This is a genomic window from Microvirga makkahensis (assembly GCF_009830105.1).
GTDB classification, from domain to species: Bacteria; Pseudomonadota; Alphaproteobacteria; order Rhizobiales; family Beijerinckiaceae; genus Microvirga; species Microvirga makkahensis.
In genome coordinates, this window is the sequence record NZ_WURB01000001.1 from 430,405 (window position 1) to 455,937 (window position 25,533).

Consider the following 25,533-nt stretch of genomic DNA (forward strand, 5'->3'; position numbering starts at 1 on the left):
GTCATCTTCCTCCCGGCCCGGCCGTATCAGCCGTTCCCTCTGGAAGGTTTTGACTTTCTTGTCGAACCTCTACTTTGCCGGGCCTTGCGCCCGGCCTTTTTTCGAGGATCCTCCATCGGGCTCAGCCATGACCAGCCTCCTGCAGATTGCACATCATGACCTCGACCGGATATCCTCCTGCGCTCTCTGCGCTGGAGCAGCCTCCATCTGTCATGACGGCGCGACCCCTCCGCCATGCAGGGCCGCGAATTGACTGCGACAGTTGAAGAACCGTGTGCGGGAATGGAAGGGTGCGACGCACTGCCCTTCTTGGAGTCCTCGCTGCCTTGTCTGCGCTCTCGGAAGCCCCCTGTCGCAAGAGCGGCCACTTAGGGGAGAGCGCCCCCCTCATTGTCGCCCACCGCGGCGCCAGCGGCTATCTGCCCGAACATGCTCTTGAGGCTTATAAGCCCGCCTTCGAGATGGGGGCGGATTATGTCGAGCCCGATCTCGTCGTCACGAAAGACGGCGTGCTGATTGCGCGGCATGAACCCATGCCGAGCGGCACCACAGACGTTGCAGACCACGCAGAATCCGCCTCACGCAAGAAATCGCGCAGGGCCGATGGCGAGGAAGCCACGGATTGATTGCAGAGGTTTTCACGCTTGCCGGGACGAAGCACTCCACCCTCCATACAGCTCTGGGCCTTTCTGTCGAGGATCGCCTGCCGTTCATCCTCAGGGATGCCGGTTGGACCGAGATGCCCTCCCCCGTGGCCATCCAGAGCTTCGAGGTGCTTCATCTGAAGTATCTCGATACCAGGATCACGGTGAAGCTGGCGCGGTTGCTGGATGCCGAAGGTGTCGACAAGGACGGCAATATTGTCCTCGATCCACCTTATGCCCAACCCTATGATTTTGCCCTAAGTGGCGACAAGCGCACCTACTACGATCTTCTTACCAAAGGTGGTCTTGCCAAGATCAAGGCCTGTGCTGCCTTCCTCGCACCTTGAAGCCCTACATTCTGCCGATTGAGCAAGTTGATCGAGACGGTGACAGCAAGCCCGACGATCTCAATGGCATCGGCGCAACAGATGAGGAGGAGCGTATTGTCGGCGTTCTGTCAGGAGTCGTGCGGGATGTCCACGCGGCGGGTCTCCAGGCTTTTACTTGGACCATGCGGAAACGAGCGCATGCGCCCGGCCTCGACCTTCAAGGGGGATCCTTCGGAGAATGTAAGGCCCTCTACGCCCTTGGCGTGGACGGCACCTTCGGTGACTTCCCTGATGCCGCTGTCAATTCCCGGGAAGGCTTGTAGCAGAGGCCTCCCCTCCACGCACTTGAGCGGATCGGCACAAGAGGGCGATCCGCATTACATCCATATCGCATAGGAATAGGCCATCTGCTGTCTCCAGAATCCCGGCAGATGGCACGGGCGATTTGGTCAGGAGCGCAGAAGTCAGGCCTTTGCCTCTTTGTCCCGGCTCTTCCGCCTCTTCTTCCCGTCTCCCGCGCCCGTTCCATCCGGAAGGAGCGAGCTTGCGGCATCTGCCACTACGCGCCCCAGGGCGCTCGCTACGCCACCGGCGAGATCGGCAGTCGCTGAAGCGGCCTTGCTGCCGGTATCCACAACGGTCTCACCAGCACCCGCAATCGATTCCTCTGAGGGTGCGACCTTCCGGGTCAGAACGGCAGCGGCGGCTCCTGCAGCTGCGATCAATGCGTCCGCCAGGATCCTCCGGACCGTTTCGTTCTGGATAAGCGCCTCGACGAGATCTGAGTTGCGCAGTGCCTTTGGCACCTTCACCCCGGCAACCTTCTTCGGAACTTTCGCCTTCGCCACTACGGCTCTCCTTTTCGGCTCATTCTGCTTCGTCACAGTCCTATATGACTTTCACGGGCCTCATGCCACCTCTCGCTTAGCCGCGCCGGGCCGCAACGGTCCAAGCGCTTTGTCGTCACTCTGGATGGTACCCAAAGGAACGGTCTTATCCCGGGGTTGGGCATGGTGGGTGCGTTCACATCTCCACTGACAAGGAGCGTTAGCGTGCTTGAGGCTATCCAGAGCGCATTTGCGCGCCTTGGCGAGCTCTCGAAGAGGGTCTTCCAGGATGAACAACTCTTCGTCTGTCATTTGAATTTACAGCTGTGCTTTGTGCGCACATTTGGATGATAAGGCGCTTTGGATCGGACCGTCCCACCGTGTTTCTGTGCCCCTTCTCGGCCTTGCTAATTGAGAGTGAATGCTGTCTTTGAGGGCGCACTTTTCTCGGATAGCTCCGCAGCCTCAATCCGGAGATCGTCCGGCAGGTCATGTGGAATATCGAGACCCCTCTCGTTGCCTCCAAGCACCCTCGTCAGGTTCTTCCCCACTTAGATGAACCTGACGCTCTTTCGGATCGAGTTCTCGCATCAGATCGGTCCCGTCCTCATCCCAAAGCGCTCGCACGTGCCCGGCCGCGGTCTTCCCTTGCGGGTGAGCTTAACCCTGACTTCTCGACCGCCCCTTGGCTCAGGATAGCGTTGCACAAGGCCTAAAGACGATTGCCGCAGTACAGCTTTGGAACGGTCGGATTGCGCACCCGCAGGATGGTGGCAAGCCCACCCATGGAGCCCTGATCATGACTATGCGATCCTTCTTCCAGCCCGCCAGACTAGGCGTACGACGGGTGTCTCGCCCGTTACTCGCACTCGCACGAGATCCGCGCGCTTGCCGGCTCCGATTTCACCCGGATCCGTGAGACCGGCGGCCCGAGCGGGGTTCTTCGTGACGGTGCAGATGGCCCCCGGCAAACACAGTCCCGGAACGCGGCGTGGAAGATCGAAGGCAGCCATGAGCAGACTTGCCGGTACGTAATCTGACGAGGGGTGGAAAAGGTCCGATCACATGATCCATGGCAAGGCTCCAATCCGGAGCCGATGCGATGGGCAATCATCGCAAACGAAATCGTAACGTCATACGCGGAAGGGAAAAGCGCAATGAAAAACCCGGCGCTTGGTTGCACCGGGTTTGGCAGGCAGCGCCTAAAAGGCCATGGCTGAACCATACAAGGAGAGTGAACTATGCAGCCTTCTTCGTGCGGCGTCCCTTAGCCGGTGCAGTCATTTCGTCGGATGGTGCATTCTTCTTAGCTGCAGCGCGTTTCGGCTTAGCGGCATCGTTGGCAGCAGCCACCACTGGGGCGTTGCCCTTTCTCCGCTGCTGACCCAGCCCCATCGTCTTAGCAAGCTCGGAGCGCGCTTTAGCGTAATTCGGCGCGACCATCGGGTAGTCAGCGGGCAAGCTCCACTTGGCGCGGTACTGCTCAGGCGTCATATCGTAGGTCGTGCGCAGATGGCGCTTGAGCGATTTGAACGACTTTCCATCTTCGAGGCAGATGATCGCATCGGGAGTGATCGACTTCCGCACCGGAACCGCAGGCACCAACTCAACTTTCGGCTCTTCGTGCTGACCCTGCGCCGTCTTCGCCAGAGCGGCATGGACAGAGGTGAGCAGCACCGGCAAATCGGCGGCGGGAACCGAGTTGTGGCTAACGTAGGCAGAGACGATTTCAGCACAGAGTTCGATGTAGCTCGGAGAGGTTTTGCTCTCGCTCATAAGGTTTTTGTCCTCGGCTGCACGGGAACTGGTTTGGGAAGTGAACAGAGCAGGTTGATGTTCTAACAGGATCGACAGGAGCGGCCGTGCAGCACAATAGGTGCCCGTGATCTGTGCCGCACCTAAGCCCTCCGGCACAGATTTGCAAGGTCGTTTGCTGAGCGCACCCTAATAATCCGGCTGACAATCGTCTATATGATCAACATCTTTCCGAAATGAGATCGATCCTTCGAGATGTGTATTGCAGCAGGTCCGAGGCAAACTCTAATATCATGAAGCTTCAACAGCCGGACGCTTCTTAGCCGGAAAGCATGTTATCGATTGTCTCTGACACGATGATGAGGATCGCCCCTTGAACTTTCCAGATCCCATCTATACCGCATTGACCTGGATTGTGCCGATCCTCATCGCGATTACCTTCCATGAGGCGGCCCATGCGTTTGCGGCCTGGAGGTTGGGGGACGATACGGCACGTCGTCTTGGCCGCGTCACCTTCAATCCGCTCAAGCATGTAGACCCGTTTGGAACGATCCTGCTCCCTGCCCTGCTCTTTCTAACCAAGGCTCCCTTTCTTTTCGGGTGGGCCAAACCCGTGCCGGTGGCATTCCAGCGTCTCGGCAGGCCGCGCCGCGATATGGCGTTTGTCGCCATGGCAGGACCACTGACGAATGTCGTGCTCGCCGTTGTGTCAGCCGCTCTCATTCGCGTTGCATGGCTGCTGCCGGAGGCTATGGCCCCCTGGTGGGTTCGGACTCTCGAACAATCGATCCTGTTGAACCTGATGCTGGCGATCTTCAACGCGTTTCCCATCCCGCCTCTGGACGGCAGTCGCGTCGTCATGAGCATTCTGCCCAAGGCTCTCGCGCGTCAATACGCAAAGCTGGAGCGATTCGGCTTCCTGGTCCTTCTCGGGATCGTCTTCCTTCTACCGATGCTTGGCCGACAGATCGGCGCCGACCTGAACCTTTTCCGATGGGCCGTTGCGGCTCCACTTGCATGGCTATTGCCGATTTTCCGGGCCATCGCCGGAGCTCCGCAGTAGCAGGCGCGCCGCGGTTGCAGAGCTTGAGACGGCCTATGCAGGTCAGACATTTACACCAGATGGCCATTCGTGCGTTCGATCGGTGAGATGATTGCCGCCGAGGCCTGGTCTCGAATTGTTTTTCAATGCCTGAGCGTGGCCATGATGACCATCACGAGGAGGATCGGCTCATCCAGGTACAACTCACGGGCGGCCGAACAATATTGCTCGACTACACCTGTGAGCGGCCAACCCTCCCAGGAGGCTAAGCTCAGCAAAGGCGGAGGTCGTGCACGGATGGTCCGGGCGGACCAGTTCGGAATGCTTGCGGTCCGACGCAGAAGAACGGACAGCGGCCCATCAGCATTGGGAAGCGAGAGTCCCTGAGCATCCCCCTAGCCTCCACAATCCTGCGCCCCAAGATACAGCTTGAATCCAACTCGCAGGATGTTGGCCTCTAGGGATCGGCACCGAACCCTAGCCGCACCCGTCTTCGATAAATCATCGAAGACGGGTGCGGCTCCATCAGCGTCTGCTCCCGCTCAAGGCACCGGAAAGGCGTGCTGGTTACCGCGCCTGGGGCATAGGCGGCAGCGAATCCCTGCCGGAAGATGATGAGATTTGAGCGATACGACCTGTGGCCTCCGCCCCTGCTCTGCCCATCAGCGCCGTCGCTCTCTCACGATTCAACCGGCTGGGCTTCTCGTCTGAGGGATAGAGGTACGGCGAAAATCTGTGAACTGATTTGCCGCCATGGCAGGTCGGTATGAAACGATTTCGGCGCTCTTGCGAGATCGTGCGGCAACGATGCTTCCGTGCGGGTCAACCTATGATACGAGCCAGTAGGACGATGACCATCGCCCCTAGCGTTGCAGTCGCGATACGGTGGATCAGGGGATTTCTGACCCCCAAGTCGATGCCGAGGCGCTCCAGGAGAAAGCCGCCAATGAACGACCCTGCCAGTCCGGTGATCACATACTGAAGAAGCCCCGATCCGCCCACCAACCAACTTGCCAGCCATCCTGCCACAGCGCCAACTCCCACCTGGGCGGCAATGGCACGCTTGTCCAATGCAGCAAGAGCCTCTCGATCAATGCTGATCCGAACCGGCGACCGGAAGCCCGGCGGGTCTGCTGGCTTGGATTGGGTCCGCGAGCGGTCAGGGCCGCGTTTCGGCTTTTTCGTCATACCCTTTCATATGGATAGCTGCGAGTTTTCCATCCAGAGTGAACATGGCCCGGGAAACAAGGTTGAGAGGTCGCATCTCCACCGTTAGACCCGGATCAAATGCAGAATACTGTACCAAACCTTGACTCAGGAGCCGCCTTGTTTGTCATCCTCGTTGATCTTGACGGCACCATCATCAACTCCGGGCCGGGGATCATCAACTCCTATCGGTATGCCTTGCGGTGCATGGGGGTGGATTGCCCTCCTGCCGAGGACCTCACCTGGGTTGTTGGCCCGCCCTCCCGGCGCTCGTTTCCGAAGCTGATCGGAGCCCAGCGGGACGTAGAGGAAGCCGTCCGGCTCTATCGTGAGCACTATGGAGAACACGGGCTGTTCAACGCGACCGTGTACCCCGGCATGCGAGAGGCCCTGACCAGCCTCTACGCCCTCCCTGCTCGCTTATTCGTCTGCACGGCCAAGCCACAGGACTTTGCGGAGCGGATCATCGAGCACTTCGATCTGGGCCACCTGTTCGAGCGGGTGTACGGGGCAGACCTCGAAGGAAAATTCGACGACAAGGGCCTGCTGATCGGGCACATCATGGGGGTGGAGCGGATCGAGCCCACCCGTATGGTCATGGTTGGTGATCGGGCCAATGACATGCTGGCCGCAGCCCGGCACGCCGTTCCGGGCGTGGGAGCCCTGTGGGGCTATGGCGATGAGACGGAACTTTCAGAGGCAGGGGCGACCGTCCTGTGCCCTTCGCCTCATGACCTCGCCACCGCCATCAGAAACCTTCTCCAGGACTGATGGTACCGGGAGGCCCAGGTCGGCGTTGGTTTCACAATGCTGAGGAGCCACGCATGCCCAAGCTCACCCGCGTTCTTGAGACTGCCCTGTATGTCGCTGACCTCGACCGGGCTGCGACCTTCTATGGTGATGTCCTGGGTCTGCCGTGCATCCACGAGGACCACCGCATGAGAGCCTATGATGTCGGTGGCAACGGCGTTCTTCTGCTCTTTCCGCAGGGCGGGTCTCTCCGCCCCATTGAAACCCCTGGTGGATCAATCCCGCCGCACGACGGCCACGGCCCGATGCACCTCGCCTTCTCAATTCCGCAGGATGAACTGGAGGAATGGCAGCGGCATCTGACCGATGCCGGTGTTGCGCTGGAGGGGCGAACGGAATGGCCCAGAGGTGGCGTAAGCGTCTATTTCCGCGATCCCGACGATCACCTGCTGGAGATCGCCACACCTGGATTGTGGAAGGGATATTAGGTCGAGAATGGCCGACTATATGTCCTCACCCGAACAACCTTCATCGCCTGGAACGACTTTCACTGCCCCATTCGCTATCCTGCACCGTCCGAAGGCTCATCCCATCAATCAGGCCGTCACGACGAGCCTCAGATGCTCGAATTTTGGCGGTGATGTATTCCAAGGAGCCTCGGCTCGATCCCAAGAAGCCGATCCCGGCCAGGGTCGCAGCAATCCCGACCACCAGAACGAGGGCATCAGTCCGGACAAACCCAGCTAGGAATGCTCCGACCAGTAGCACGCCCGCTAGGATCGCTACGCGTGCCACGATCATGCTCTTCCGGCAACGCTCTGCCGCCTCTGAGAGAACGTCGATTTCCGTTTCCAGATCAGCAATCTGTTGGTGGAGGTCGCTCATTTCGGCATGTCACAGGTCGATCGGTTGAACGCTCATCAACACAAGTGGGTTTGATGAAGGCTTACAGCGTAGCCTCATTCACGATCCGCAGGAATATAGGGCATCATGCCCTTCTCAAAGGCGATATTCTGGAGTTTTCGCGGCAGGTCGCGGAGATCAACCAGCAGTCCGTCGACATCGCCCCCACACCAGCGGGTTTTGCTCTGAGAGGCTCACCAGCGACCGCTTCGGATCGGCCTGTGGGCATCGAGCGCCCGTGCGATGATCGGCACCTTACCCTTGGCGGTACTTCCGCCACCATCAAACCCGGCGCAGACATCAGCCATCGCCATGCAGGGCTCGGACGCCTCCAGCACAGCGCTGCGGTCATATCCAGCCCCAACTCAAGATATTCATCATTCAGGTGATCACGGCAGAAGGTGTCGGTGAGTGCGGTAATGGCGTTATGGGTCGCTCGGATACCTCTGGGCACGGACCTGGACCGCGTGATCCTCACCATCCCAAACCCTTCCGCTCGATTGCGGAATCATCCTCCGTCATGACCGTCGGATCAGCCTCGCTGTCCGGCTCCTAAAGACGAAGCGCATGATCACACATGACTGTTGCTCGGTGTTCACCAACCGGTAAGCTGGCTCCTACATCATCCATCATCCCTGGGGCATTTCATGATGAAATCGTTCGACACCATCGTGATCGGCATTGGCGGCATGGGGTCCGCCACGTTGTGGCACTTGGCTCGCCGTGGTCAGAAGGTACTCGGCATCGAACGGTTTGATCTCGGGCACAGCATGGGTTCCTCCCACGGGTTGAATCGGATCATCCGTCTCGCCTATTTCGAGCATCCCAACTATGTCCCCCTCCTTCGCCGTGCCTATGAGCTGTGGCGGGAGGCCGAGCAGCTGACCCGTGAGCAATTGTTGTTCGTCACGGGCGGCATCGATGCGGGGACGGAAGACAGCCAGATTGTTCAGGGGGCGTTGATGGCGTGCCGGGAGCATGACCTCGCGCATGAAGTCCTCACCGCTCGTGAAACCACACAGCGGTTTCCCGGCTACAAGCTCCCGGACCATTACGCCATCGTCTTTCAGCCAGAGGCAGGGTTCGTGGCATCTGAACGCGCCATCCTGGCCCATGTATCCCTGGCAGTCGCAGCCGGAGCCGAAATCCATGGACGGGAGAAGGTCATCGCCATCGAGCCTGCCAACGGGCGGGTGGTGGTCGTAACAGACAAAGACCGCTATGAGGCCGGACGGGTGGTCGTTTCAGCGGGCGGGTGGATTTCCGATCTCATTCCCGCTCTCACCACAAAGGCTGTGCCGGAGCGCCAAGTCTTGGGCTGGTTCCTGCCGCAGAAGCCAGACCTGTTTCGGCCAGAGGTTTTTCCTGTTTCCAACATCAAGTCTGAGGTCGGCCACTTCTACCAATTCCCGACCTGGGGCATCCCAGGGTTCAAGATCGGCCTCTATCATCATTTTCATGAGACCGGCCACGCCGACGAGCTTTCCCGCGAACCGACCCCTGCCGATGAAGAAGCTCTTCGCAAGGGCATCCGGTACATGTTCCCCGATGCCGACGGGCCGACGCTCCGGCTCGCCACCTGCCTGTTCACCAACACTCCGGACGAGCACTTCGTGATCGACACCCTTCCGGGAGCCCCGGAGGTGGTGGTGGCGTCCCCCTGCTCCGGTCATGGTTTCAAGTTCGCGAGTGTCATTGGCGAGATATTGGCGGACCTCGCAACCACGGGAGCCAGCAAACTGGATCTCTCGCTGTTCAATATGAAACGGTTTGAAGAGACATCAGCAGTCCTGGAGTAATCGAGCAGTCCTGGAGTAATCGACCTGATACGACATATCGTGGCAATAGCATCACCCTCCGGTGTGATGCTCTCGGCCGATGGCCCGCGAGGAGATCGAGCAAAGGGGCATGGGGAAGCCGGATTTTCGGGTCCTGTCGAAGGCGATCCGGTCTCGAGTCCCTCGCCGCAAGGTTGGCTGTCGCTGGAGCCCTTCTCGGCGTGGAGGTGGTTCGAAACTCTAGAACGACTGATCAACCGCCTCGCCGGGTGCGGGCCTCGCCAAGGTGCGGGCCTCGCCAGGTGCGGGCCTCGCCAGGTGCGGGCCTCGCCAGGTGCGGGCATGGCACGGCGAAGTGGGTCAGGCCATAGAGCGCGAGCGGGGCGTAGGAACATTCGCTGACCGACTGGGCTGACCCGAGAAGGTAAGCCCTGCTTTTCACGCTTTCATCATCTTCGCTGAGATGGATCTACCAATCCTGTCAACCCAATGTCTTCGCGGGCAAACACACCCGCCTTTTCGAGATAATTCTTCAAGGCGCCGGCTTGAGTTGAGGGTTACCCGAGGCTTGAAATCGTGACCGTTCAGGTCCATCTCATCGTCCGCCGGAGCAACAAGGTTCATCTCACGCCATGTCGACAGCTGACACCACCGTCCCTGAGAGTCACTCCTTCGAGGCTGATGTCACCAAGCTGCTGCACCTGATGGTGCACTCTGTCTATTCCGACAAGGACGTCTTCCTGCGCGAGTTGATCTCGAATGCGGCCGACGCCTGCGAGAAGCTGCGTTACGAGGCGATCTCTAACCCTGCCCTGCTCGGCGATGATCTCAAAGCCCGGATCACGCTGCTGATCGACGCCGAGAATCGCCGTCTGTCGGTCGAGGACAACGGCATTGGTATGAGCCGCGACGAAATGATTGAGGCACTCGGCACCATCGCACGCTCGGGGACCAGGGCCTTCATGGAGCGGATCCAGGAGGACAAAGGGGCTCAACTCATCGGGCAGTTCGGCGTCGGCTTCTACTCCGCGTTCATGGTAGCAGACCGAGTCGATGTCGTCTCACACCGTGCAGGCAGCGAGGAGGCCACGCTCTGGTCGTCCGACGGCAAGGGCTCCTATACGGTCACGCCCATTGCAACTGATGAGGCGCCGCTGCGCGGCACCCGTGTGATTCTGCACCTGATGGAGGACGCTGCCTCCTACACCGAGCGCTACCGGCTCGAGCGCATCGTCAAGGAGCAGTCGGGCCACGTTCCCGTGCCGGTCTTCCTTGTCGAGAAGCCTGGCGCGGAGCCGCAGGAGCTCGCCGATGGCGCCGCCCTCTGGGTTAAGCCGCGCTCCGAGATCACGCCTGAGGAGTACACGGATTTCTACCGCAGCGTGGCCGGCCAGTTCGACGAGCCGGCCCTGACGGTGCATTTCCGAGCCGAGGGCCGGCACGAATACACGGCGCTGGCCTTCGTGCCGGGCTCCACGCCCTTCGACCTGTTCGATCCCGATCGTCACGGGCGGATGAAGCTCTATGTGAAGCGGGTCTTCATCACCGACGAGGCCGAGATCCTGCCGCGCTATCTGCGCTTCGTACGTGGACTGGTCGACTCGGCGGACCTGCCGCTCAACGTCTCGCGCGAGATGATCCAGGAGAGCCCTCTCCTAGCCGCGATCAAGAAAGGCGTGACCAGCCGGGTGCTCAGCGAGCTCGAGAAGCTCGCGCAGAACAATGCCGAGGCCTATATCAAGGTCTGGGAGACCTTCGGTCCGGTGCTGAAGGAGGGGCTCTACGAGGATTTCGAGCGGCGCCAGACACTGCTGGGCTTGGCCCGGTTCAAGACCACTGCCTCGGGTGGCGCATGGCGCTCGCTCAAGGACTATATCGGCTCTCTCAAGGAGAACCAGACCGCGATCTACTATGTGACCGGAACGGATCTCGCCCGGCTTGAGGCCTCGCCGCAGCTGGAAGGCTTCCGGTCCCGCGGCATCGAGGTGCTGCTGCTGCCTGATCCGGTCGACAGTTTCTGGGTCACGGCTGGCGTCGATTTCGAGGGCAAGCCGTTCAAGTCAGTCACCCAAGGTGCGGCTGACCTGGCGCAGATCCCGCTCATCGGGGCAAAGGAGGGCTCGAACGCGACCGTAACGGACTCCGTGTCGAGTTTCATCCAGTCTGTGAAGGCCACCCTGGGCGAGGCTGTCGCGGACGTCCGCGCTTCCGAGCGGCTGACGGAAAGCGCTGTTTGCCTAGTAGCCTCCGAGACCGCCATGGACCGTCAGCTCGAGCGGCTTCTGGCCCGGGCCGGTCAGCTGACCTCCGCCGCAAAACCTGTTCTGGAGATCAACCCGCGCCATGATCTCGTCGTGGCCCTGGCCAACCTGGGCGAGGATCAGCAGGCTCTGCGCGAAGACGCGGCTCATCTCCTGTTGGACGAGGCTCGGATCATGGACGGTGAACTCCCGGCTGATGCAAAGGCATTCTCACAGCGGCTCGCTAGGGTGATGCGGCGGTGCGTGCCGTAAGGGGCAACGGCGAATGATCTTCGCGGAGGCGTGGTCGCCAACGGCCGCCTACTGCCGTTTCTCAGAAGTCCGTTCATGCCGCCTACCATCATGACCGGAGCGCCTTTCGCACCTCCGGCGCCACCCTCGTTCCGAAGATCTCAATCGCCTTCATCAGTTTGACATGGTCCATCACGCCAATAGCCATCTGGATCAGGAAGCGGTCGAACCGGAAGATCTCATGCGCCGCTAGGATCTTGTCGGTCACCTCCGCAGGACTTCCGACAAAGAGTGCGCCATGTGGCCCCCGCGCGGCGTCGAACTGCGCACGGCTGGTCGGCGGCCAGCCCCGTTCCCGCCCAATCCGGTTCATCACCTCCGCCTGCGGGGCATAGAAGGTGTCGGCAGCCTCTTGCGTCGTCGTGGCGACAAAGCCGTGCACATTGATCGATGTCTTCAGGGCTGCCGGATCGTGGCCTGCGCGCTGGGCCGCCTGCCGGTAGAGGTCGAACAGGGGCGCAAAACGCGCTGGCTCTCCCCCGATGATGGCGAGAGCCAATGGCAGGTTGAGCACCCCGGCGCGAGCAAGGGACTGCGGTGTCCCGCCGACGGCGATCCAGATCGGCAGTTTCCCCTGATAAGGCCGCGGATAGACGCCGCGGCCTGTGATCAGGGGAGTATGCTTCCCGCCCGGCCAGCTGACCTGCTCGCTTTCGTTGAGCTGCATCAGAAGTTGCAGCTTCTCGGCAAAGAGCGTGTCGTAATCGTCAAGGTCGTAGCCGAAGAGCGGAAAAGACTCGATGAAGGAGCCACGGCCCGCCATGATCTCGGCTCTCCCCTGGCTGAGATTGTCGAGGGTGGCGAATTGCTGAAACACGCGGATCGGATCGTCGGAGCTGAGCACCGTCACGGCGCTTGTCAGGCGAATGCGCCTTGTTTGCGTTGCTGCGGCTGCTAGTGCCACGGCGGGTGCTGAAACTGCATAGTCTGGCCGGTGATGCTCGCCGAGACCAAACACATCCAGCCCCGCCTGGTCGGCCAGGACGATCTCCTCCACTAGATTGCGGAGTCGCTCCGCCGGTCCGGTCCGGTGCCCCGTCACAGGATCGACGCCGACATCGCCGAAGGTATAGAGCCCGATTTCCATGGTGACTGTTCTCCTGCGGGGTCGCTGATTCAGTAACGTCTCTTACATCTTCTCTGTGAAGAGAAAGCGCCAAACATTGTGGCGGAAGGGTTTGGAACAGTTCCCAGATGTCCACCTGGCCGTCTGTCAGAAAATGATTCGGAGAACCTCCGCTCCTGAAAAATCAGGGTCAAAGTTCGAAACGCGAACCAGTCTCTGTCCTCGTGCGAACTGGTCTCCTGCATACCGGTCGCTGACGGCCGGAAAAGGAGGTGAAGAGCTCCCGAGAAGAAGGCTGACGGCGAGGCCCGGCGCGGGCTAAAGCCCTTGAGAGACAGGTTAAACGGCAAAAACGGACTGTTAAGCGCAGATATTTGGAGGCTTTTCCAGAGACAAGCCGAATGCACCAGGAATATGGTCTGGGTGGTGGGCCCGGCAGGACTCGAACCTGCAACCAGACCGTTATGAGCGGCCGGCTCTAACCATTGAGCTACAGGCCCTTCCAGGGAAGGTCCAATATCATCTAGCCGAGGCGGAGCTGTTCGTCACCCCCTGTTTGACGGAACGTCCCCTTGCCCAGGCCGCAGCCCGGGCGGCTGCACCCCGCTCTCCGCCCGATGCGTCAGGGCCGGTAGACTTCGACCTCTTCCTCGAACCCCTCGACGGCATGGGACCCCAGCGGGTGGGGATTGCCCCACAGATGCTCCACGAAAGGCTTCGACATGAGCAGCGGCTCGCCGAGGCGCTTGTTGAGGTCGGCGATGCGGCTTGCGAGGTTCACGTCCCGTCCGATCACCGTGAAGTCGAGCCGCTGCCCTGAGCCCACATTGCCGTAGGCCGCATCGCCATGATGCAGGGCGAAGCCCACATTGATCTGTACCGGGAAACGCCCCTCGTTGTTCGCGGCTTCGATCCGCCGTAATGCCTTCGTGGCTGCGGTCAGCGCCGATTGCGCGGCTCCGCCTGTGTCGTCGCCGCGGTCGCGCATGATGGCGAGAAGCCCGTCGCCCAGGTACTTCAGCACCTCGCCGCCCTCGTCCTCGATGGGCGGCACGAGGCAGTCGAAATAATTGTTCAACAGCTCCACCGCGCTCTCGGGGCTTAAGGAGGAGGAGATGCGCGTGTATTCGCGCATGTCGGCGAAGAGGATCGCGGAACGGATCCGCGTCACCTGCCCGCGCTGGATGGCGCCCGAGAGAATGGCCTTGTGAGGATCGTCGCCCACGTAGATGCGCAGCACCTCGTCGAGCCGGTTGCTGGTGGCCCGCAGCTCCGTGACCAGCGCGAAGGACGGGATCACGAGGCGCAGGATCGTCAATCCCCGCCGGCCGAATCCTTCCGGCGAGCGGGTCGCAAAGGAGATCGCGTTCTCCGCCCCGTTGGTGAAGCGGATCGGGATCGTCAGGTAATGGCGATATCCCGCCTGCTTCAGCTCCGGAACGACCGGGAAGAGATCATCGGGCGTGTCCGCGAGATCGAGGACGAGCCACTCGCCGGTGCGGTTCACATAGGCGAAGGGGCTTGTCTGATAGATCGCCTCGCGCCGGTCGCCATGCGGGAGGTAGCGGACGATCGTCCCCTCCTCCCGGGTCCAGAAACGCCCGATCCCTGCATATTCGGAATGGAGCGCCTCGATGGCCGACACGGCCCGGTCGATCGGCAGTCCGAGCTCGATGAGCCGGTTGAGGAAGCCGGTCAGGACCTCGTTCGAATCCTCCGTCCTGGCAGCCGTGGTCACGAGCCAGTCCCGCAGCGCGATAACCCGCGGGAGCGTTTCCGCATCGAGGCTGCGGGCGAGGGACAGAAGATCGCCCGGAAGGGCTGCCAGGGAAGAAAACGACATCATATGGCCAAGGTGTGTTGCCCCCGCGGCCCCTTCAAGACACCGGGAGGAATGACTTGAGAAAAGATGCTATGCGCCTCAAAAGGGCAATCATTTTGACAGATCCCTCCCGTCGTCATAGAGCCGGACCATGCCAAGCATCGATACGCTATTCGTCACCAAGATCTACCGGGCCGAACTGACCGGCGAGAAGGCCCAGCGCCGCAACGCCGAACTCGAGGGAGCCTGCCTGTCCATCGCCGAGGACGACGAAGCCGGCCAGCGCTGGTGCGCCAAGAACGGATATCCGGGCTACACCTCCTATGCCTCCCTCAACGATCTGCCCTGGCGGGTGCCGGTGTTCGGCGACCTGCTGAAGGAGATCGACAAGCACGTGGCCGCCTTCGCCAAGGAGCTCGAATACGACCTTCAGGGCCGCAAGCTCGTGATGGACAGTCTGTGGATCAACATCCTGCCGCCCGGCGGCATTCACACCTCCCACATCCACCCGCATTCGGTGATCAGCGGCACCTATTACGTCACGATTCCGGAAGGCGCGAGCGCGCTCAAGCTCGAGGATCCGCGCCTCGGCTTCATGATGGCGGCCCCGCCGCGCAAGGCCAAGGCCAAGCCCGAGAACCGGCAGTTCGCCTATATGAAGCCCGCTCCCGGCACGGTGCTGCTCTGGGAAAGCTGGCTGCGCCACGAGGTGCCGCTGAACGAGGCGGACAGCGAGCGCATCAGCATCAGCTTCAACTATGCCTGGCAGTAGGGCGAGCGGGGCGAGAACACATTAGCGTCACTCGTCGTCATGGCCGCGCCTGTCGCGGTCGTCTGCGTCATTGAACCGCGACATCACGAGACGCTGCCCCACCGGGTCAGGCTCGGAGATGACGAAAGCGACGCCCGCCGATGCGGCGCGCCGACTCACACCTCAGCCCACATCCGGATCAGGTTGGCGCTGTTCTTGGCGAGCAGGTCGAATTCCGACGTCTTGCCGGCTTGAGCGCAGGGGTTGCGCCGCGCTGTTTCGAGACCGAACAGGAGTTCGCGCTTGGCGCTGTCCCGCACATAGCTTTGGGCCCAGCCCACAGCCACGAGGCGCTCGCCCCGCGTGACCGGCGCGACCCGGTGCAGGCTTGTCGAATCGTAGGCCACCAGATGCCCCGCCGAGAGTTTGATCTCCACCTCGCCGGAGACAGACTCGATGACGAGTTCGCCGCCATCGTAGGATTCGGGATCCGCAAGGAAGAGCGTGAATGACACATCCGTCCGCACGCCGTTCATCAGCAGATTGTCCACGTGGGAGCCATAGTGCCTGCCTTCCGTGTAGCGGCTGAAGAGGAGCGGCGTCAGCGCCCTGGGCCGCGCGGCGAGTACGAAGACCTGATTCGAACTCATGGCCTTCGTCACCCGCTCCCGCAGGAGCGTGAGGGCGGCCCCTTCGCGCGCCTGCTCGTTGTCCTTCACGAGCTTGGCGCTGCAGCCCGCCGGGGCGCGCCCGTCCTCGAACCGCATGGAGCCGAGCGTGGCGCGGACCTCTTCGATCTCGCTGGGGGACAGGATATCCGCAAGAGTGATCAACATGGTCCAGCCAACCCTCCGACTTGCATTCCGGCCTCATAGAATGCAGCTAAGCAATTGCAAAGATTACGAATTTTTGAATCTCCCAAGCCAGCCGCCGGTCGGTCTCGGCCCGTCGGGAGGGGGAATGATGAAAAAGCGTAAGATTTGGGCGGGCCTGAGCACCGCGGTTCTCGTCGCAGCCCCGGTCGGCCCGCAGGCCGCCGCTGTACCCGCCACGCCTCAGGCCACGATCGAGGTCCAGACGCCCCAACACCTGCCGCAGCTCGCCCGGGCGCATCGGGGCCACGCCGCTCCGGCGACAGCCGGCGGAGAGGGCGAGGGTGGCGAAGGCGCAGGCGCCGAGAAACTCGCTCCGTCTCTGCATCTCTATCGCGGCATCGAGATGATTCGTGGCCACCTGATGGTCGGCAACGAGCTGATTGAGGCGGGCCGCTGCCCTGCCCCACTTCCTGCACCCGGAAGAGGCAATCTATGCGAGCCTTCGCGATGATCTGAAGGCCTTCAACATCGCGCCCTGCCAGGCGGCTCTGAAGTCCCTGTCGCAGACCGTGAGGGCGAAGAACAAGGACGCCTATGCCCGCGCCCGCGCAGCCCTTGACGAGCGGCTGGCCGCCGCCGAGACGGCCGTTCGCGCAAAGGAGACGAGAGGGCTCTACTTCACGCTCGAAACGGCGCTTGAAGTGCTGCAGCGGGCGGCGGACGAATACGAGGAAGCCGTCGAGGAGAACCGCATCGCCAATGTGGTCGAGTATCAGGATGCGCGCGGCTTCGTGCTCGAAGCGGATCGCCTCGTCGGCACGGTGATGCAGGAGGCAAACGCGAAAGACGCAGAGGCCGCGAAGAAAGGCGAGCCTCGACGACCTGAAGGCCGTGTTCCCCGCCGTGACGCCTCCCAAGCAGCCGGTGAAGGATGCGGGCGAGTTTCCGAGCGCCGTCGCCAAGTTCGAGCTTCAGCTCGGAAACTTCCTGTAACGCTCACCGTGCGTGAAGGCCTGTCACATCTGCGGCGGGTTGCGCCCGTCCTGATGATCGCCACGCTCGCCGGGGGAGCCGCGGAAAAGCCCGCTCCCTCGATGTCGATCAACAGCGGCAGGTTTTCGCGCGTCCCGGCCACGCGCCCGTCCCTGCCGACAACCCGGCAACGCCCGAAAAGGTGAGGCTGGGCGCAACCCTTTTCGAGGACACGCGCCTGTCGGGCTCAGGTGACGTTTCCTGCTCCACCTGCCACCAGGCGGAGCCGTCCTTCTCGGACGGCGTCGACCGTCACCTCGGCCTCGACGGCAAGCCCCTCGACCGGCGCACGCCGCCTCTCTGGAACATGGCCTGGGGCCTCTCCTGGTTCTGGGACGGCCGCGCGCCGAGCCTGGAGGCGCAGGCAGCCGGCCCCGTCGAGAACAAGCGCGAGATGGGAGGCGATCTCAGACGCGCCATCGAGACGCTCGCCGCCGATCCGCTGATGCGGAAGTCCTTTGCGGCGGCTTTTCCCGAAGATCCCGCCGTCACGCGCGACAGCCTCACGAAGGCTCTCGCCGCCCTCGCGCGTATCTTGGTCTCGCCGGAGACGCGCTTCGATCGCTGGGTGAAGGGCGACGACAGGGCCCTCGATCAGGACGAGATCGCCGGTCTGTCCCTCTTCGTCGGCAAAGCGCGCTGCGTTGCCTGTCACCAGGGCTGGCGCTTCACGGACGAAGCCTTCCATGACATCGGCCTGCCAAGCAGCGACAAGGAACGCGGGCCCGTGCTCGGCGCAAAAGCCGCGGATCAGGCGTTTAGGACGCCGAGTCCGCGCGAGCGCGTGTGGAGCGCGCCCTACATGCATGACGGCTCTCTCTCTCCACCCTCGAGGACGGGGTGGACCATTATGCGACAGGTATCGTGAACCGCTCCACCCTCTCCGCGGATCTTCCGCGGGCCATCGACCTCGGTGAAACCGAGCGGGCGCAGCTCGTCGCATTCCTCAACACGCTCTCGAGCGAGGATCCCCCGCGTCCTGTGAGCCTTCCGCCGAAGACCATCACCTGGGGCGTGACGGCGCAGGCCGTCGCCGCCACGACGGTGAGCCAGAAGGACAGGCGCTTCTCGCCCGGCGCGATCCTGCTGAAAGCGGGCGAGGCCCTGCGCATCCTCAACGACGACACGCGCACGCACAACATGCGCGTGGACGGCCCGAACATGAGCTTCAACTCCGACGGACAGAATCCCGGCGATACGGTGACCATCGGCTTCGACCGGCCGGGCCATTACGACATCATCTGCGGCATTCATCCCGAAATGCGTCTGAGCGTCGACGTGACTTCCGCCCGGAGACGCTAGAGCATCGGGCCCAGGAAAGGGGATCCGCCTTAGAGTCGCCCTCATGCTCCAGCCGATGGAATCAACGCCTCGTTTCCGGCGGCGCAGCTCCCCGTTCTCAGGTAAAAGAGGACTATGCACAGCGATGACGATACTCTCTTTGCCGCCCTGATCGCCCGTGACCCTTCCTATGAGGGTTTCGCCTATGCGGGTGTGAAGACCACCGGCATTTTCTGCCGCCTCACCTGTCCGGCCCGCAAGCCGAAGCGCAGCAACGTAATCTTCTTCGGAAGCTGCGAGGACGCTCAGGAAGCAGGCTTCCGCCCCTGCTTGCGCTGCAAGCCCCTGGAACGCCGGAGACCGGCGAGCGGTGCCCTGGAAACCCTGCGCGAGAGAATCAGAACCGAGCCCGAGCGGAGGTGGAGCGCCGAAGACGTGCGAGCGCTCGGTTACGATCCCTCCACGGCCCGTCGCGCCTTTCAGCGCGAATATGGCGTCACCTTCGCTCAATATGCCCGATCCCAGCGTCTAGGAGTTGCTGTCGGCCGTTTGCGGCAAGGAGGTTCCGTCATGGATGCGCAGCTGGATGCCGGATACGAGTCCGGAAGCGGTTTCCGGGAAGCGATCACAAAGCTTGTCGGCGATGCGCCCGCGCGCGCAACGGGACAGCCCATTCTGACGGCGCGTTGGCTGGACACGCCCATCGGTGCCATGCTGGCGATCGCGGACGGTACCGGCGTGCACCTTCTCGAGTTCGCGGACCGCACGGCGCTTCCCACCGAAATCGCGCGGCTCAGAACCCGTGTCGGTGCCATCTGTTTCGGGGACAGCTCCATTCTGGAAAAGCTGTCTTTCCAGGTCGAGCGCTACTTCTCCGGCCGATCGTCCTCCCTTGACGTCCCGGTCGTGCAGAGAGGGAGCGTCTTCGAGGCAAGCGTATGGGACGCTTTGCGACGGATTCCGGTTGGGGACACGCGCAGCTACGGGGAGATCGCACGCCTGATCGGACGCCCTGATGCGCCCCGCGCCGTGGCGCGCGCCAATGGGGCCAATCAGGTGGCCGTCATCGTTCCTTGCCACCGCGTGATCGGTGCCGACGGGTCCCTCACGGGCTATGGCGGTAAGCTCTGGCGCAAGAAATGGCTGCTCGAACACGAGCGGCGCATGGCCGGTCACGCCATGACGCCGTCGCGCAGCTCAGGACAGGCGGAGCTTTCCTTCTAGAGCATGCTTCGGCGAAGCTGATCCGGATCGCCGCCAGAGAACGCGGCAAACCAACGGGGCGAATTGATTTCACGTCAACCGAATCAGCTCTGGGGCACTGCGCCTTAGGCGCGAGCCTTTTCGATCTTCGGCAGGAAATAGGTGAGCAGTCCGATGGCGGGCAGGAACGACACGACCTTGTAGACCGTCTCGACGCTGGTCAGGTCGGCGAGTTCCCCGAGCACCGCAGCGCCCAGGCCGCCCATGCCGAAGGACAAGCCGAAGAACAGGCCCGCGATCATGCCTACGCGGCCCGGCACAAGCTCCGTTGCGTAGACCAGAATCGCAGAGAAGGCGGAGGCCAGGACGAGACCAATGACGACGCTCAGAACCGTGGTCCAGAAGAGGCTGACATAGGGCAGCAGCAGCGTGAACGGCAGCACGCCGAGGATCGAGATCCAGATCACGTAGCGCCGTCCGATCCTGTCGCCGACGGGGCCGCCGATCACCGTACCCGCGGCCACGGCGCCGAGGAACACGAAGAGATGGATCTGCGCCTCCTGCACGGACAGCTGGAACTTGGAGATGAGATAGAACGTGAAATAGCTGGAGATGCTGGCCGTGTAGAAGTTCTTCGAGAACACGAGCAGCATCAGGATCGCGATGGAGACGGCGATTCGCTTCCTCGACAGGATCGACGCGGTTGCCGCGGCGCGCGGCTTGGCCTTCAGGTCCGCGAGCCTCGCCCGGTACCAGCATCCCACGTTGAACAGGATCATCATGGCGATGAGCGCGACCCCCGAGAACCAGGCGATGCTCGCCTGGCCGAATGGCACAACGATGAAGGCGGCGAGCAGCGGCCCGAGGGCGGAGCCCGCATTGCCGCCGACCTGAAAGACCGACTGCGCCAGGCCGTGCCGCCCGCCCGAGGCCATGCGGGCCACGCGGGAGGATTCCGGGTGGAACACGGAGGAGCCCATGCCCACCAGGGCCGCGCCGAGAAGCAGCAGCGGATAGGAGCCCGCGCGCGACAGCGTGAGCAGGCCGACGAGCGTGAAGCCCATGCCAACCACCAGCGAGAAGGGCTGCGGCTTCCTGTCGGTATAGATGCCCACGAGCGGCTGCAGCAGGGAGGCGGTGAGCTGGAAGGTGAGCGTGAGCAGGCCGATCTGGCCGAAATCGAGCCGGAAATTCGCCTTGAGGATCGGGTAGATCGCCGGCAGAAGGGACTGGATCAGGTCATTGAGGAGATGAGAGACGCTGATCGCCGCCAGAATGGGGACGGTCACCCGCTCGATGGAGGTCCGGGCCGGAGCGGCGAAGGCAGGCGACTTGGTATCCATGGGCGTTCTTGAGGTTAGGCCGAGGTGAGCCCGGCCCTGTGAGGCGTTTCCAAGGCGGCTATATACCAGATTGCTCCCTCATGATCCCATCGGATCCTGCAAGGCAGGGTTGTTACGTCGGCAATGGGCGCGGGCTCATTTCTCGTCCCATTCGTAAACCCGCTCCGGCCCGTCCGCGTAAGGCTCCGTCTCTTCCTCGACCTCGTGGAAGGTGATCTTGACCAGCGGCACCACGCTGTCGTCGCCCTGCTGGGTCCGCTCGAACCGCAGGACGTCGTAATAGACGCAGCGCGACCGGCCCGGATAGGCGCGGCAGACCGCCGGGCGCCCGTGATAGATCGAGCAGCCGCGGGACTTCTGGTCCAGGAACATGCAGGTCTTCTCGAAGATCTTGTCCTTGACCCGCTTGAGCACGCGCTCCCCCTCGAAAGCCGTCGTGTAGCGCTCGCGGGCCTCATCGAAGGAAACGCCGAAATACTTCGCCAGTCGCGTGATGTCGCGCTTCGTGACCACCACGCGCTCATAGATCGAGCAGCAGAAGGCCGGGCACTTGTTGCAGTCGAAATAGACACGCGGCTGGTCGTCCTTGATCACGCGTTCGGACATGAATGCTCCTGCTATGCGCCAGGCCGGAATCGATGAGCGATGATATCTATAGGAGTCGCGCCATCATTCCAGCACCTTTCCGTCTTCCGTCCATCGGCAGCCCATATCTCACATCATTCGCAGGCCGCAGCGCGAGACGCCGCACGGCCAAGGTCGGGAACTTCGCCCGTCGTTCCCCGGCATCGCGCCGCCACAAGTTCTTCCCAATTGAAAACTAGTCAAACCCCGGCAAGCGGCGCGGAGATGAACGGGCCCGGACAACAACAAACAAGCGATAAGGGGTATTCCTCATGTCACAGGCGACGGCTTACGAGCAGCTCATGCTCGAACTTGTGAATTCCGCCCGGGCCAAGGCGGGCGTCCAGCCTCTGGCCTTCAACGGCTCTCTCAACAAATCTGCGGATGCTCACACGAATTGGATGATCGCGAGCGACACGTTCTCCCACACAGGCGTGAGCGGTTCGACGCCGACGGCCCGCATGAAGAGCGCGGGCTATATCTTCAGCGGCTCCTGGTCATCGGCGGAGAACATCGCCTGGGCCAGCACCCGCGGCCCCTCGGGATATCAGGACGAGGTGCAGCTTCTGCACACCAATCTCATGAACAGCCCAGGCCACAAGGCCAATATCCTGAACGGCACGTTCCGCGAGATCGGAATCGGTTTCAATACGGGCGATTATCGGGGCTGGAATGGCGCCTTCGTGACCGAGAACTTTGCGCGCTCCGGCACGAAGGCGTTCCTCACCGGCGTCACCATGGACGACAAGGACGGCGATCGCTTCTATGATGTGGGCGAGGCGCTGGGGAGCGTGACGGTTATTGCGGTGAGCTCCACCGGCGCGCGCTACACCACGGCCTCGGGGAGCGCGGGCGGCTACAGCCTCGCGCTGGCGGCCGGCACCTACAAGATCACTTACTCCGGGGGCGGCCTCGTCCCGGTCACGAAGCAGGTGACGATCGGCGCCAGCAACGTGAAGCTCGATCTCATCGATCCTGCCATGATCAAGACGGTCACCGGCACGACGGCTGCGAACATCCTTTATGGATCGTCGGGAGTGGACCTGATCAAGGCCGGCGCGGGGAACGACAAGCTCTATGGCAGATCCGGAAATGACACGCTGCGCGGCGATACCGGGAACGACACGCTCCACGGAGAAAGCGGCAGGGACAGGCTTGATGGAGGAGCCGGGAACGACTTTCTCATCGGTGGCGCCGACGCTGACGTCTTCCAATTCGCGGGACGATGGGGATCCGACAGGATCTCCGGCTTCCAGGACGGCATCGATCGCATCGACCTGCGCGGCAATTCCCTGAACTTCGGCGCCTTGTCGATCACACAGGTCAACGCCGACAGCGACGGGAGGGCGGACGACGTGATCGTCAAGGCCAATGGCCAATCGATCGCCCTGCTGAACATTCAGAAAGCCGTGATGGGCGTGACGGATTTCCTGTTTTAGAATCCTGCTCGGCGGTCTCGGAGCCCTTCTCACAATCCCGTGCAGGTCCAGCCGGAGGGAAACGCTCCGCGCCTGAAGCGTTTAACTGTCCGCACACGGAACGGATACCTGACGAAACATGCGGACATTCGATATCCTCCGGACGGGGGCTATTCTCCTCGTCCTGGCTTGGCCGTTGAACCTTGCGGCTCAGCCTTTGCAAAAGCCCAAGGCCGCCCCCGGGATCATGACGGCGACCCTCGAGCGCGCGAAGGAACTCGAGAACCTTCGCTCCCTCATCGTGTCGCGGCATGGGATCATCGTGGCGGAGCAGACCTTCGGCAACGCCAGCCTCGAGCGTCCGACCAACATCAAGTCTGCATCCAAGAGCATCCTCTCCGCGCTCGTCGGCATCGCCATCGAGCGCGGCATTTTCAAAGGTGTCGATCAGCCTGTCGCGGAACTTCTCGGCTCGAGCGTACCGCAGAACGCCGACGAGCGGGTCCGCCAGATCACCATCGGTCATCTCCTCTCCATGCAAGCGGGACTGGAGCGGACATCCGGACCCAATTACGGCGCATGGATCAGCAGCGACAACTGGGTTCGTTACGCTCTGACGAGGCCCTTCGTGGACGAGCCTGGCGGGCGCATGCTCTATTCGACCGGCAGCACGCACTTGCTCTCGGCCGCGCTCACGAAAGCCTCGAAGCGCAGCACCTTGGAGCTGGCGCGCGAATGGCTCGGCGAGCCTCTCGAAGTGATGGTGCCGCCATGGACCCGCGATCCGCAAGGCATCTATCTCGGCGGCAACGAAATGGCGCTGTCGCCGCGCGCCCTGCTGCGCTTCGGTGAGACCTATCGTCAGGGCGGCACCATCGAGGGCAAGCGCGTTCTGCCGGAAAGCTGGGTCAGGGAATCCTGGCAGCCCCGCACGTCCTCGCCGTTCACGGGCGACAGCTACGGCTATGGCTGGTACATGCGCGAGATGCGCGGACACATGGTCTACTATGCCTGGGGCTTCGGCGGGCAGATGGTCTACGTGGCGCCGAGCCTCGGGATGACGGCCGTCATGACCTCGGACCCGACGGAGCCCTCGCGAGAGGGCAATTACATCGGTCAGCTCCACGCCCTCGTGGCGGATTCGATCATTCCCGCCCTCGAAGCAGGGCCGGATGATCCGCAGGCCACGGGCAGCACCGTGCCGACGCCGTGATCATTCGACCATCCATTGCAGCACGAGCGGCAGCAGCAGGGCCGTGACAAGGGCGTTGAGCCCCATGGCGATGCCGGCAAAGGTGCCCGCGAGCGAGTTCACCTGAAAGGCCCGCGCGGTGCCGATGCCATGGGAGGCCAAGCCGACGGCGAAGCCGCGAGCCCGCCAATCCTTCATGCGTAGCGCATTCATGAGCGGCGTCACCATAACGGAGCCGACGACGCCGGTGAGCATGATGAGAATGGCCGTCAGCGCGGGATCGCCGCCCAACGTTTCCGCGATGCCCATGCCGACCGGCGCCGTCACGGATTTCGGCGCGAGCGAGACGAGAATCGAGCGGGGCATGTCGAACATTCGCGCCAAGGCCACCGCCGAGACGATGGCCGTGACGGAGCCCACGATCAGCGCCGCCGCCATCGGCACGATGGCGCGCAGCACGATGCGGCGGTTCTGGTAGAGCGGAATGGCGAGCGCGACGGTAGCGGGACCGAGCAGGAAATGCACGAATTTCGCGCCTTCGAAATAAACCGCATAGGACGTGTTCGTGGCCCAGAGCACGAGCGCGACCGCGATGACTGAGACCAGAACCGGGTTGCACAGGGGATGGCGGCCGAAGGCCTGGGAGATGCGGTCGGCGACCACGTAGGCGCCCAGCGTCACGACGAGCCAGAGCAGCGGCGTCTGCGAGAGATAAACCCAGAGGGAGAAGGCCTGATCCGTCATGGTTTCTCCTCTGCGCCGGTCGCGCCGGCATCATCCATCGACGAACCGCTCAAGCGCGACACGGCCACGAAAGTCACCACCGTGACGACGAGCGTGATGAAGGTGGAGACGACCAGGGCCGCGACGAGCCCCGCGCCGTACGCCGCCAGCACGTCGAGCCGCTGCACGACACCGACGCTCGCCGGGATGAACAGGAGCGACAGATGCGCAAGCAGTCCCTTGCTCGTGGAATCGAGGGCCCGTCCGAACTCGGGCACCGATTTCCTGATCCGGCCGCGCAGGCTCAACACGGCCAGCAGAATCAGCATCCCGAGGACAGGCCCTGGCACCGGCCAGCCGAATCCTCGCACGATCACCTCCCCGATGAGCTGGCATAGAAGGATCACGGTCAAACTGACGATCATGGGCGGTCCTTGGGGCGATACGCGAACGAAGGGATGGCAGGTCGTCCTATAT

28 protein-coding genes, 1 tRNA gene and 1 pseudogene are annotated in these 25,533 nt (G+C 62.4%); 16 read left to right on the forward strand and 14 right to left on the reverse strand.

Translation table 11 applies throughout. The features are described 5' to 3' along the window. The first annotated feature begins 326 nt into the window (after window positions 1–326). Genes GR328_RS02100 through GR328_RS28470 form a run of 3 tightly spaced genes read left to right on the forward strand, consistent with a single transcriptional unit; the run spans window position 327 to window position 1,296 of the window. Entirely contained in the window at window positions 327–626 is a 300-nt protein-coding gene (locus GR328_RS02100; protein WP_160882855.1) for a glycerophosphodiester phosphodiesterase family protein, read from the forward strand. Beyond that, window positions 623–991 (forward strand): PI-PLC domain-containing protein, encoded by a 369-nt coding sequence (locus GR328_RS02105; RefSeq protein WP_160882856.1) that lies wholly within the window; start codon window positions 623–625, stop codon window positions 989–991. Before GR328_RS02100 ends, GR328_RS02105 begins: the two co-directional genes overlap by 4 nt. After that, window positions 988–1,296 (forward strand): glycerophosphodiester phosphodiesterase family protein, encoded by a 309-nt coding sequence (locus GR328_RS28470; RefSeq protein WP_425487000.1) that lies wholly within the window; start codon window positions 988–990, stop codon window positions 1,294–1,296. The genes GR328_RS02105 and GR328_RS28470 overlap by 4 nt, the downstream gene beginning before the upstream one ends. A gap of 141 nt (window positions 1,297–1,437) precedes the next feature. On the opposite strand, the gene GR328_RS02110 is transcribed toward GR328_RS28470, so the two are convergent. The 3 genes and pseudogenes from GR328_RS02110 to GR328_RS02120 all read right to left on the reverse strand — a co-directional run bounded on the left by GR328_RS02110 (window position 1,438) and on the right by GR328_RS02120 (window position 3,576). Next, complete coding sequence (locus tag GR328_RS02110; RefSeq protein ID WP_160882857.1) at window positions 1,438–1,821, reverse strand: hypothetical protein; 384 nt, start codon at window positions 1,819–1,821, stop codon at window positions 1,438–1,440. 782 nt (window positions 1,822–2,603) lie between these two features. Next, a pseudogene (locus GR328_RS27065) lies at window positions 2,604–2,843 on the reverse strand (alpha-D-ribose 1-methylphosphonate 5-triphosphate diphosphatase); the annotation flags it as partial. 196 nt (window positions 2,844–3,039) lie between these two features. After that, entirely contained in the window at window positions 3,040–3,576 is a 537-nt protein-coding gene (locus GR328_RS02120; RefSeq protein WP_160882858.1) for a Ros/MucR family transcriptional regulator, read from the reverse strand. Between the two features lie 352 nt (window positions 3,577–3,928). On the opposite strand from GR328_RS02120, the gene GR328_RS02125 reads away from it, so the two are divergent. Beyond that, the gene (locus GR328_RS02125) at window positions 3,929–4,618 is read left to right on the forward strand and encodes a site-2 protease family protein (protein ID WP_170304099.1); all 690 of its coding nucleotides are present in this window, start codon (window positions 3,929–3,931) and stop codon (window positions 4,616–4,618) included. A gap of 801 nt (window positions 4,619–5,419) precedes the next feature. On the opposite strand, the gene GR328_RS02130 is transcribed toward GR328_RS02125, so the two are convergent. Further along, the gene (locus GR328_RS02130; RefSeq protein WP_160882859.1) at window positions 5,420–5,785 is read right to left on the reverse strand and encodes a GlsB/YeaQ/YmgE family stress response membrane protein; all 366 of its coding nucleotides are present in this window, start codon (window positions 5,783–5,785) and stop codon (window positions 5,420–5,422) included. A 138-nt stretch (window positions 5,786–5,923) separates the two neighbouring features. Here GR328_RS02130 and GR328_RS02135 point away from each other — a divergent pair, with 138 nt between their 5' ends. Together GR328_RS02135 and GR328_RS02140 are read left to right on the forward strand one after the other, a co-directional pair. Continuing rightward, complete coding sequence (locus GR328_RS02135) at window positions 5,924–6,574, forward strand: HAD hydrolase-like protein (protein WP_160882860.1); 651 nt, start codon at window positions 5,924–5,926, stop codon at window positions 6,572–6,574. A gap of 53 nt (window positions 6,575–6,627) precedes the next feature. Further along, window positions 6,628–7,041: a VOC family protein gene (locus GR328_RS02140; protein ID WP_160882861.1), complete on the forward strand. Its 414-nt coding sequence runs from the start codon at window positions 6,628–6,630 to the stop codon at window positions 7,039–7,041. Window positions 7,042–7,541: 500 nt separating this feature from the next. Here the strand turns inward: GR328_RS02140 and GR328_RS28475 are convergent, their stop codons facing one another. Further along, the gene (locus tag GR328_RS28475; protein WP_425487001.1) at window positions 7,542–7,937 is read right to left on the reverse strand and encodes a DUF6398 domain-containing protein; all 396 of its coding nucleotides are present in this window, start codon (window positions 7,935–7,937) and stop codon (window positions 7,542–7,544) included. Between the two features lie 166 nt (window positions 7,938–8,103). Here GR328_RS28475 and solA point away from each other — a divergent pair, with 166 nt between their 5' ends. Both solA and htpG read left to right on the forward strand, forming a co-directional pair. Beyond that, on the forward strand, window positions 8,104–9,255 hold the full coding sequence (gene solA, locus GR328_RS02145; RefSeq protein ID WP_160882862.1) for an N-methyl-L-tryptophan oxidase: 1,152 nt from the start codon (window positions 8,104–8,106) through the stop codon (window positions 9,253–9,255). 611 nt (window positions 9,256–9,866) lie between these two features. Further along, window positions 9,867–11,747: a molecular chaperone HtpG gene (htpG, locus tag GR328_RS02150; protein WP_160882863.1), complete on the forward strand. Its 1,881-nt coding sequence runs from the start codon at window positions 9,867–9,869 to the stop codon at window positions 11,745–11,747. 88 nt (window positions 11,748–11,835) lie between these two features. On the opposite strand, the gene GR328_RS02155 is transcribed toward htpG, so the two are convergent. From GR328_RS02155 to GR328_RS02165, 3 genes are all read right to left on the reverse strand, one after another. After that, complete coding sequence (locus GR328_RS02155) at window positions 11,836–12,873, reverse strand: LLM class flavin-dependent oxidoreductase (protein ID WP_160882864.1); 1,038 nt, start codon at window positions 12,871–12,873, stop codon at window positions 11,836–11,838. A 403-nt stretch (window positions 12,874–13,276) separates the two neighbouring features. After that, window positions 13,277–13,352, reverse strand: a tRNA-Ile gene (locus GR328_RS02160). 122 nt (window positions 13,353–13,474) lie between these two features. After that, window positions 13,475–14,695 (reverse strand): adenylate/guanylate cyclase domain-containing protein, encoded by a 1,221-nt coding sequence (locus tag GR328_RS02165; protein ID WP_160882865.1) that lies wholly within the window; start codon window positions 14,693–14,695, stop codon window positions 13,475–13,477. A 130-nt stretch (window positions 14,696–14,825) separates the two neighbouring features. On the opposite strand from GR328_RS02165, the gene GR328_RS02170 reads away from it, so the two are divergent. Continuing rightward, on the forward strand, window positions 14,826–15,446 hold the full coding sequence (locus GR328_RS02170) for a TIGR02466 family protein (RefSeq protein WP_160882866.1): 621 nt from the start codon (window positions 14,826–14,828) through the stop codon (window positions 15,444–15,446). 27 nt (window positions 15,447–15,473) lie between these two features. Here GR328_RS02170 and GR328_RS27915 read toward each other — a convergent pair whose 3' ends face one another. Further along, on the reverse strand, window positions 15,474–15,605 hold the full coding sequence (locus GR328_RS27915) for a hypothetical protein (RefSeq protein ID WP_281351893.1): 132 nt from the start codon (window positions 15,603–15,605) through the stop codon (window positions 15,474–15,476). After that, complete coding sequence (locus GR328_RS02175) at window positions 15,602–16,261, reverse strand: Fe2+-dependent dioxygenase (RefSeq protein ID WP_160882867.1); 660 nt, start codon at window positions 16,259–16,261, stop codon at window positions 15,602–15,604. The genes GR328_RS27915 and GR328_RS02175 overlap by 4 nt, the downstream gene beginning before the upstream one ends. A gap of 127 nt (window positions 16,262–16,388) precedes the next feature. Here GR328_RS02175 and GR328_RS02180 point away from each other — a divergent pair, with 127 nt between their 5' ends. The 5 genes from GR328_RS02180 (at window position 16,389) to GR328_RS02200 (ending at window position 19,777) form a co-directional block, all read left to right on the forward strand. Next, window positions 16,389–16,751 carry a hypothetical protein gene (locus GR328_RS02180; RefSeq protein WP_160882868.1) on the forward strand — a complete coding sequence of 121 codons (363 nt, stop codon included), beginning with the start codon at window positions 16,389–16,391 and terminating at the stop codon, window positions 16,749–16,751. Next, window positions 16,681–17,418, forward strand: a complete 738-nt coding sequence (locus tag GR328_RS02185; protein ID WP_160882869.1) for a hypothetical protein — start codon at window positions 16,681–16,683, stop codon at window positions 17,416–17,418. The genes GR328_RS02180 and GR328_RS02185 overlap by 71 nt, the downstream gene beginning before the upstream one ends. After that, entirely contained in the window at window positions 17,415–18,140 is a 726-nt protein-coding gene (locus GR328_RS02190; protein WP_160882870.1) for a cytochrome c peroxidase, read from the forward strand. Before GR328_RS02185 ends, GR328_RS02190 begins: the two co-directional genes overlap by 4 nt. Further along, on the forward strand, window positions 18,113–18,574 hold the full coding sequence (locus GR328_RS28150) for a cupredoxin domain-containing protein (protein WP_160882871.1): 462 nt from the start codon (window positions 18,113–18,115) through the stop codon (window positions 18,572–18,574). The genes GR328_RS02190 and GR328_RS28150 overlap by 28 nt, the downstream gene beginning before the upstream one ends. Window positions 18,575–18,688: 114 nt before the next feature. Next, window positions 18,689–19,777, forward strand: coding sequence for a bifunctional transcriptional activator/DNA repair enzyme AdaA (locus tag GR328_RS02200; protein ID WP_160882872.1), 1,089 nt, complete (start codon window positions 18,689–18,691; stop codon window positions 19,775–19,777). 104 nt (window positions 19,778–19,881) lie between these two features. Here GR328_RS02200 and GR328_RS02205 read toward each other — a convergent pair whose 3' ends face one another. Continuing rightward, entirely contained in the window at window positions 19,882–21,099 is a 1,218-nt protein-coding gene (locus GR328_RS02205) for an MFS transporter (protein ID WP_160882873.1), read from the reverse strand. 135 nt (window positions 21,100–21,234) lie between these two features. Next, window positions 21,235–21,705 carry a YkgJ family cysteine cluster protein gene (locus GR328_RS02210; protein ID WP_160882874.1) on the reverse strand — a complete coding sequence of 157 codons (471 nt, stop codon included), beginning with the start codon at window positions 21,703–21,705 and terminating at the stop codon, window positions 21,235–21,237. 290 nt (window positions 21,706–21,995) lie between these two features. On the opposite strand from GR328_RS02210, the gene GR328_RS02215 reads away from it, so the two are divergent. Then, window positions 21,996–23,162, forward strand: a complete 1,167-nt coding sequence (locus tag GR328_RS02215) for a CAP domain-containing protein (protein WP_160882875.1) — start codon at window positions 21,996–21,998, stop codon at window positions 23,160–23,162. 118 nt (window positions 23,163–23,280) lie between these two features. After that, entirely contained in the window at window positions 23,281–24,354 is a 1,074-nt protein-coding gene (locus tag GR328_RS02220; RefSeq protein ID WP_160882876.1) for a serine hydrolase domain-containing protein, read from the forward strand. Here GR328_RS02220 and GR328_RS02225 read toward each other — a convergent pair whose 3' ends face one another. Both GR328_RS02225 and GR328_RS02230 read right to left on the reverse strand, forming a co-directional pair. Then, complete coding sequence (locus GR328_RS02225; RefSeq protein WP_160882877.1) at window positions 24,355–25,077, reverse strand: LrgB family protein; 723 nt, start codon at window positions 25,075–25,077, stop codon at window positions 24,355–24,357. Next, the gene (locus GR328_RS02230) at window positions 25,074–25,481 is read right to left on the reverse strand and encodes a CidA/LrgA family protein (protein ID WP_160882878.1); all 408 of its coding nucleotides are present in this window, start codon (window positions 25,479–25,481) and stop codon (window positions 25,074–25,076) included. The genes GR328_RS02225 and GR328_RS02230 overlap by 4 nt, the downstream gene beginning before the upstream one ends. Window positions 25,482–25,533 lie beyond the last annotated feature (52 nt).

What these genes read in the sequence shown, in the direction of transcription:
- GR328_RS02120 (WP_160882858.1), bottom strand. Translation starts at nt 3,576, where the DNA reads ATGAGCGAGAGCAAAACCTCTCCGAGCTACATCGAACTCTGTGCTGAA.
- GR328_RS02130 (WP_160882859.1), bottom strand. Translation starts at nt 5,785, where the DNA reads ATGACGAAAAAGCCGAAACGCGGCCCTGACCGCTCGCGGACCCAATCC.
- GR328_RS02140 (WP_160882861.1), top strand. Translation starts at nt 6,628, where the DNA reads ATGCCCAAGCTCACCCGCGTTCTTGAGACTGCCCTGTATGTCGCTGAC.
- GR328_RS28475 (WP_425487001.1), bottom strand. Translation starts at nt 7,937, where the DNA reads ATGGTGAGGATCACGCGGTCCAGGTCCGTGCCCAGAGGTATCCGAGCG.
- solA (WP_160882862.1), top strand. Translation starts at nt 8,104, where the DNA reads ATGATGAAATCGTTCGACACCATCGTGATCGGCATTGGCGGCATGGGG.
- htpG (WP_160882863.1), top strand. Translation starts at nt 9,867, where the DNA reads ATGTCGACAGCTGACACCACCGTCCCTGAGAGTCACTCCTTCGAGGCT.
- GR328_RS02155 (WP_160882864.1), bottom strand. Translation starts at nt 12,873, where the DNA reads ATGGAAATCGGGCTCTATACCTTCGGCGATGTCGGCGTCGATCCTGTG.
- GR328_RS02165 (WP_160882865.1), bottom strand. Translation starts at nt 14,695, where the DNA reads ATGTCGTTTTCTTCCCTGGCAGCCCTTCCGGGCGATCTTCTGTCCCTC.
- GR328_RS02170 (WP_160882866.1), top strand. Translation starts at nt 14,826, where the DNA reads ATGCCAAGCATCGATACGCTATTCGTCACCAAGATCTACCGGGCCGAA.
- GR328_RS02175 (WP_160882867.1), bottom strand. Translation starts at nt 16,261, where the DNA reads ATGTTGATCACTCTTGCGGATATCCTGTCCCCCAGCGAGATCGAAGAG.
- GR328_RS02180 (WP_160882868.1), top strand. Translation starts at nt 16,389, where the DNA reads ATGAAAAAGCGTAAGATTTGGGCGGGCCTGAGCACCGCGGTTCTCGTC.
- GR328_RS02200 (WP_160882872.1), top strand. Translation starts at nt 18,689, where the DNA reads ATGCACAGCGATGACGATACTCTCTTTGCCGCCCTGATCGCCCGTGAC.
- GR328_RS02205 (WP_160882873.1), bottom strand. Translation starts at nt 21,099, where the DNA reads ATGGATACCAAGTCGCCTGCCTTCGCCGCTCCGGCCCGGACCTCCATC.
- GR328_RS02210 (WP_160882874.1), bottom strand. Translation starts at nt 21,705, where the DNA reads ATGTCCGAACGCGTGATCAAGGACGACCAGCCGCGTGTCTATTTCGAC.
- GR328_RS02215 (WP_160882875.1), top strand. Translation starts at nt 21,996, where the DNA reads ATGTCACAGGCGACGGCTTACGAGCAGCTCATGCTCGAACTTGTGAAT.
- GR328_RS02220 (WP_160882876.1), top strand. Translation starts at nt 23,281, where the DNA reads ATGCGGACATTCGATATCCTCCGGACGGGGGCTATTCTCCTCGTCCTG.
- GR328_RS02225 (WP_160882877.1), bottom strand. Translation starts at nt 25,077, where the DNA reads ATGACGGATCAGGCCTTCTCCCTCTGGGTTTATCTCTCGCAGACGCCG.
- GR328_RS02230 (WP_160882878.1), bottom strand. Translation starts at nt 25,481, where the DNA reads ATGATCGTCAGTTTGACCGTGATCCTTCTATGCCAGCTCATCGGGGAG.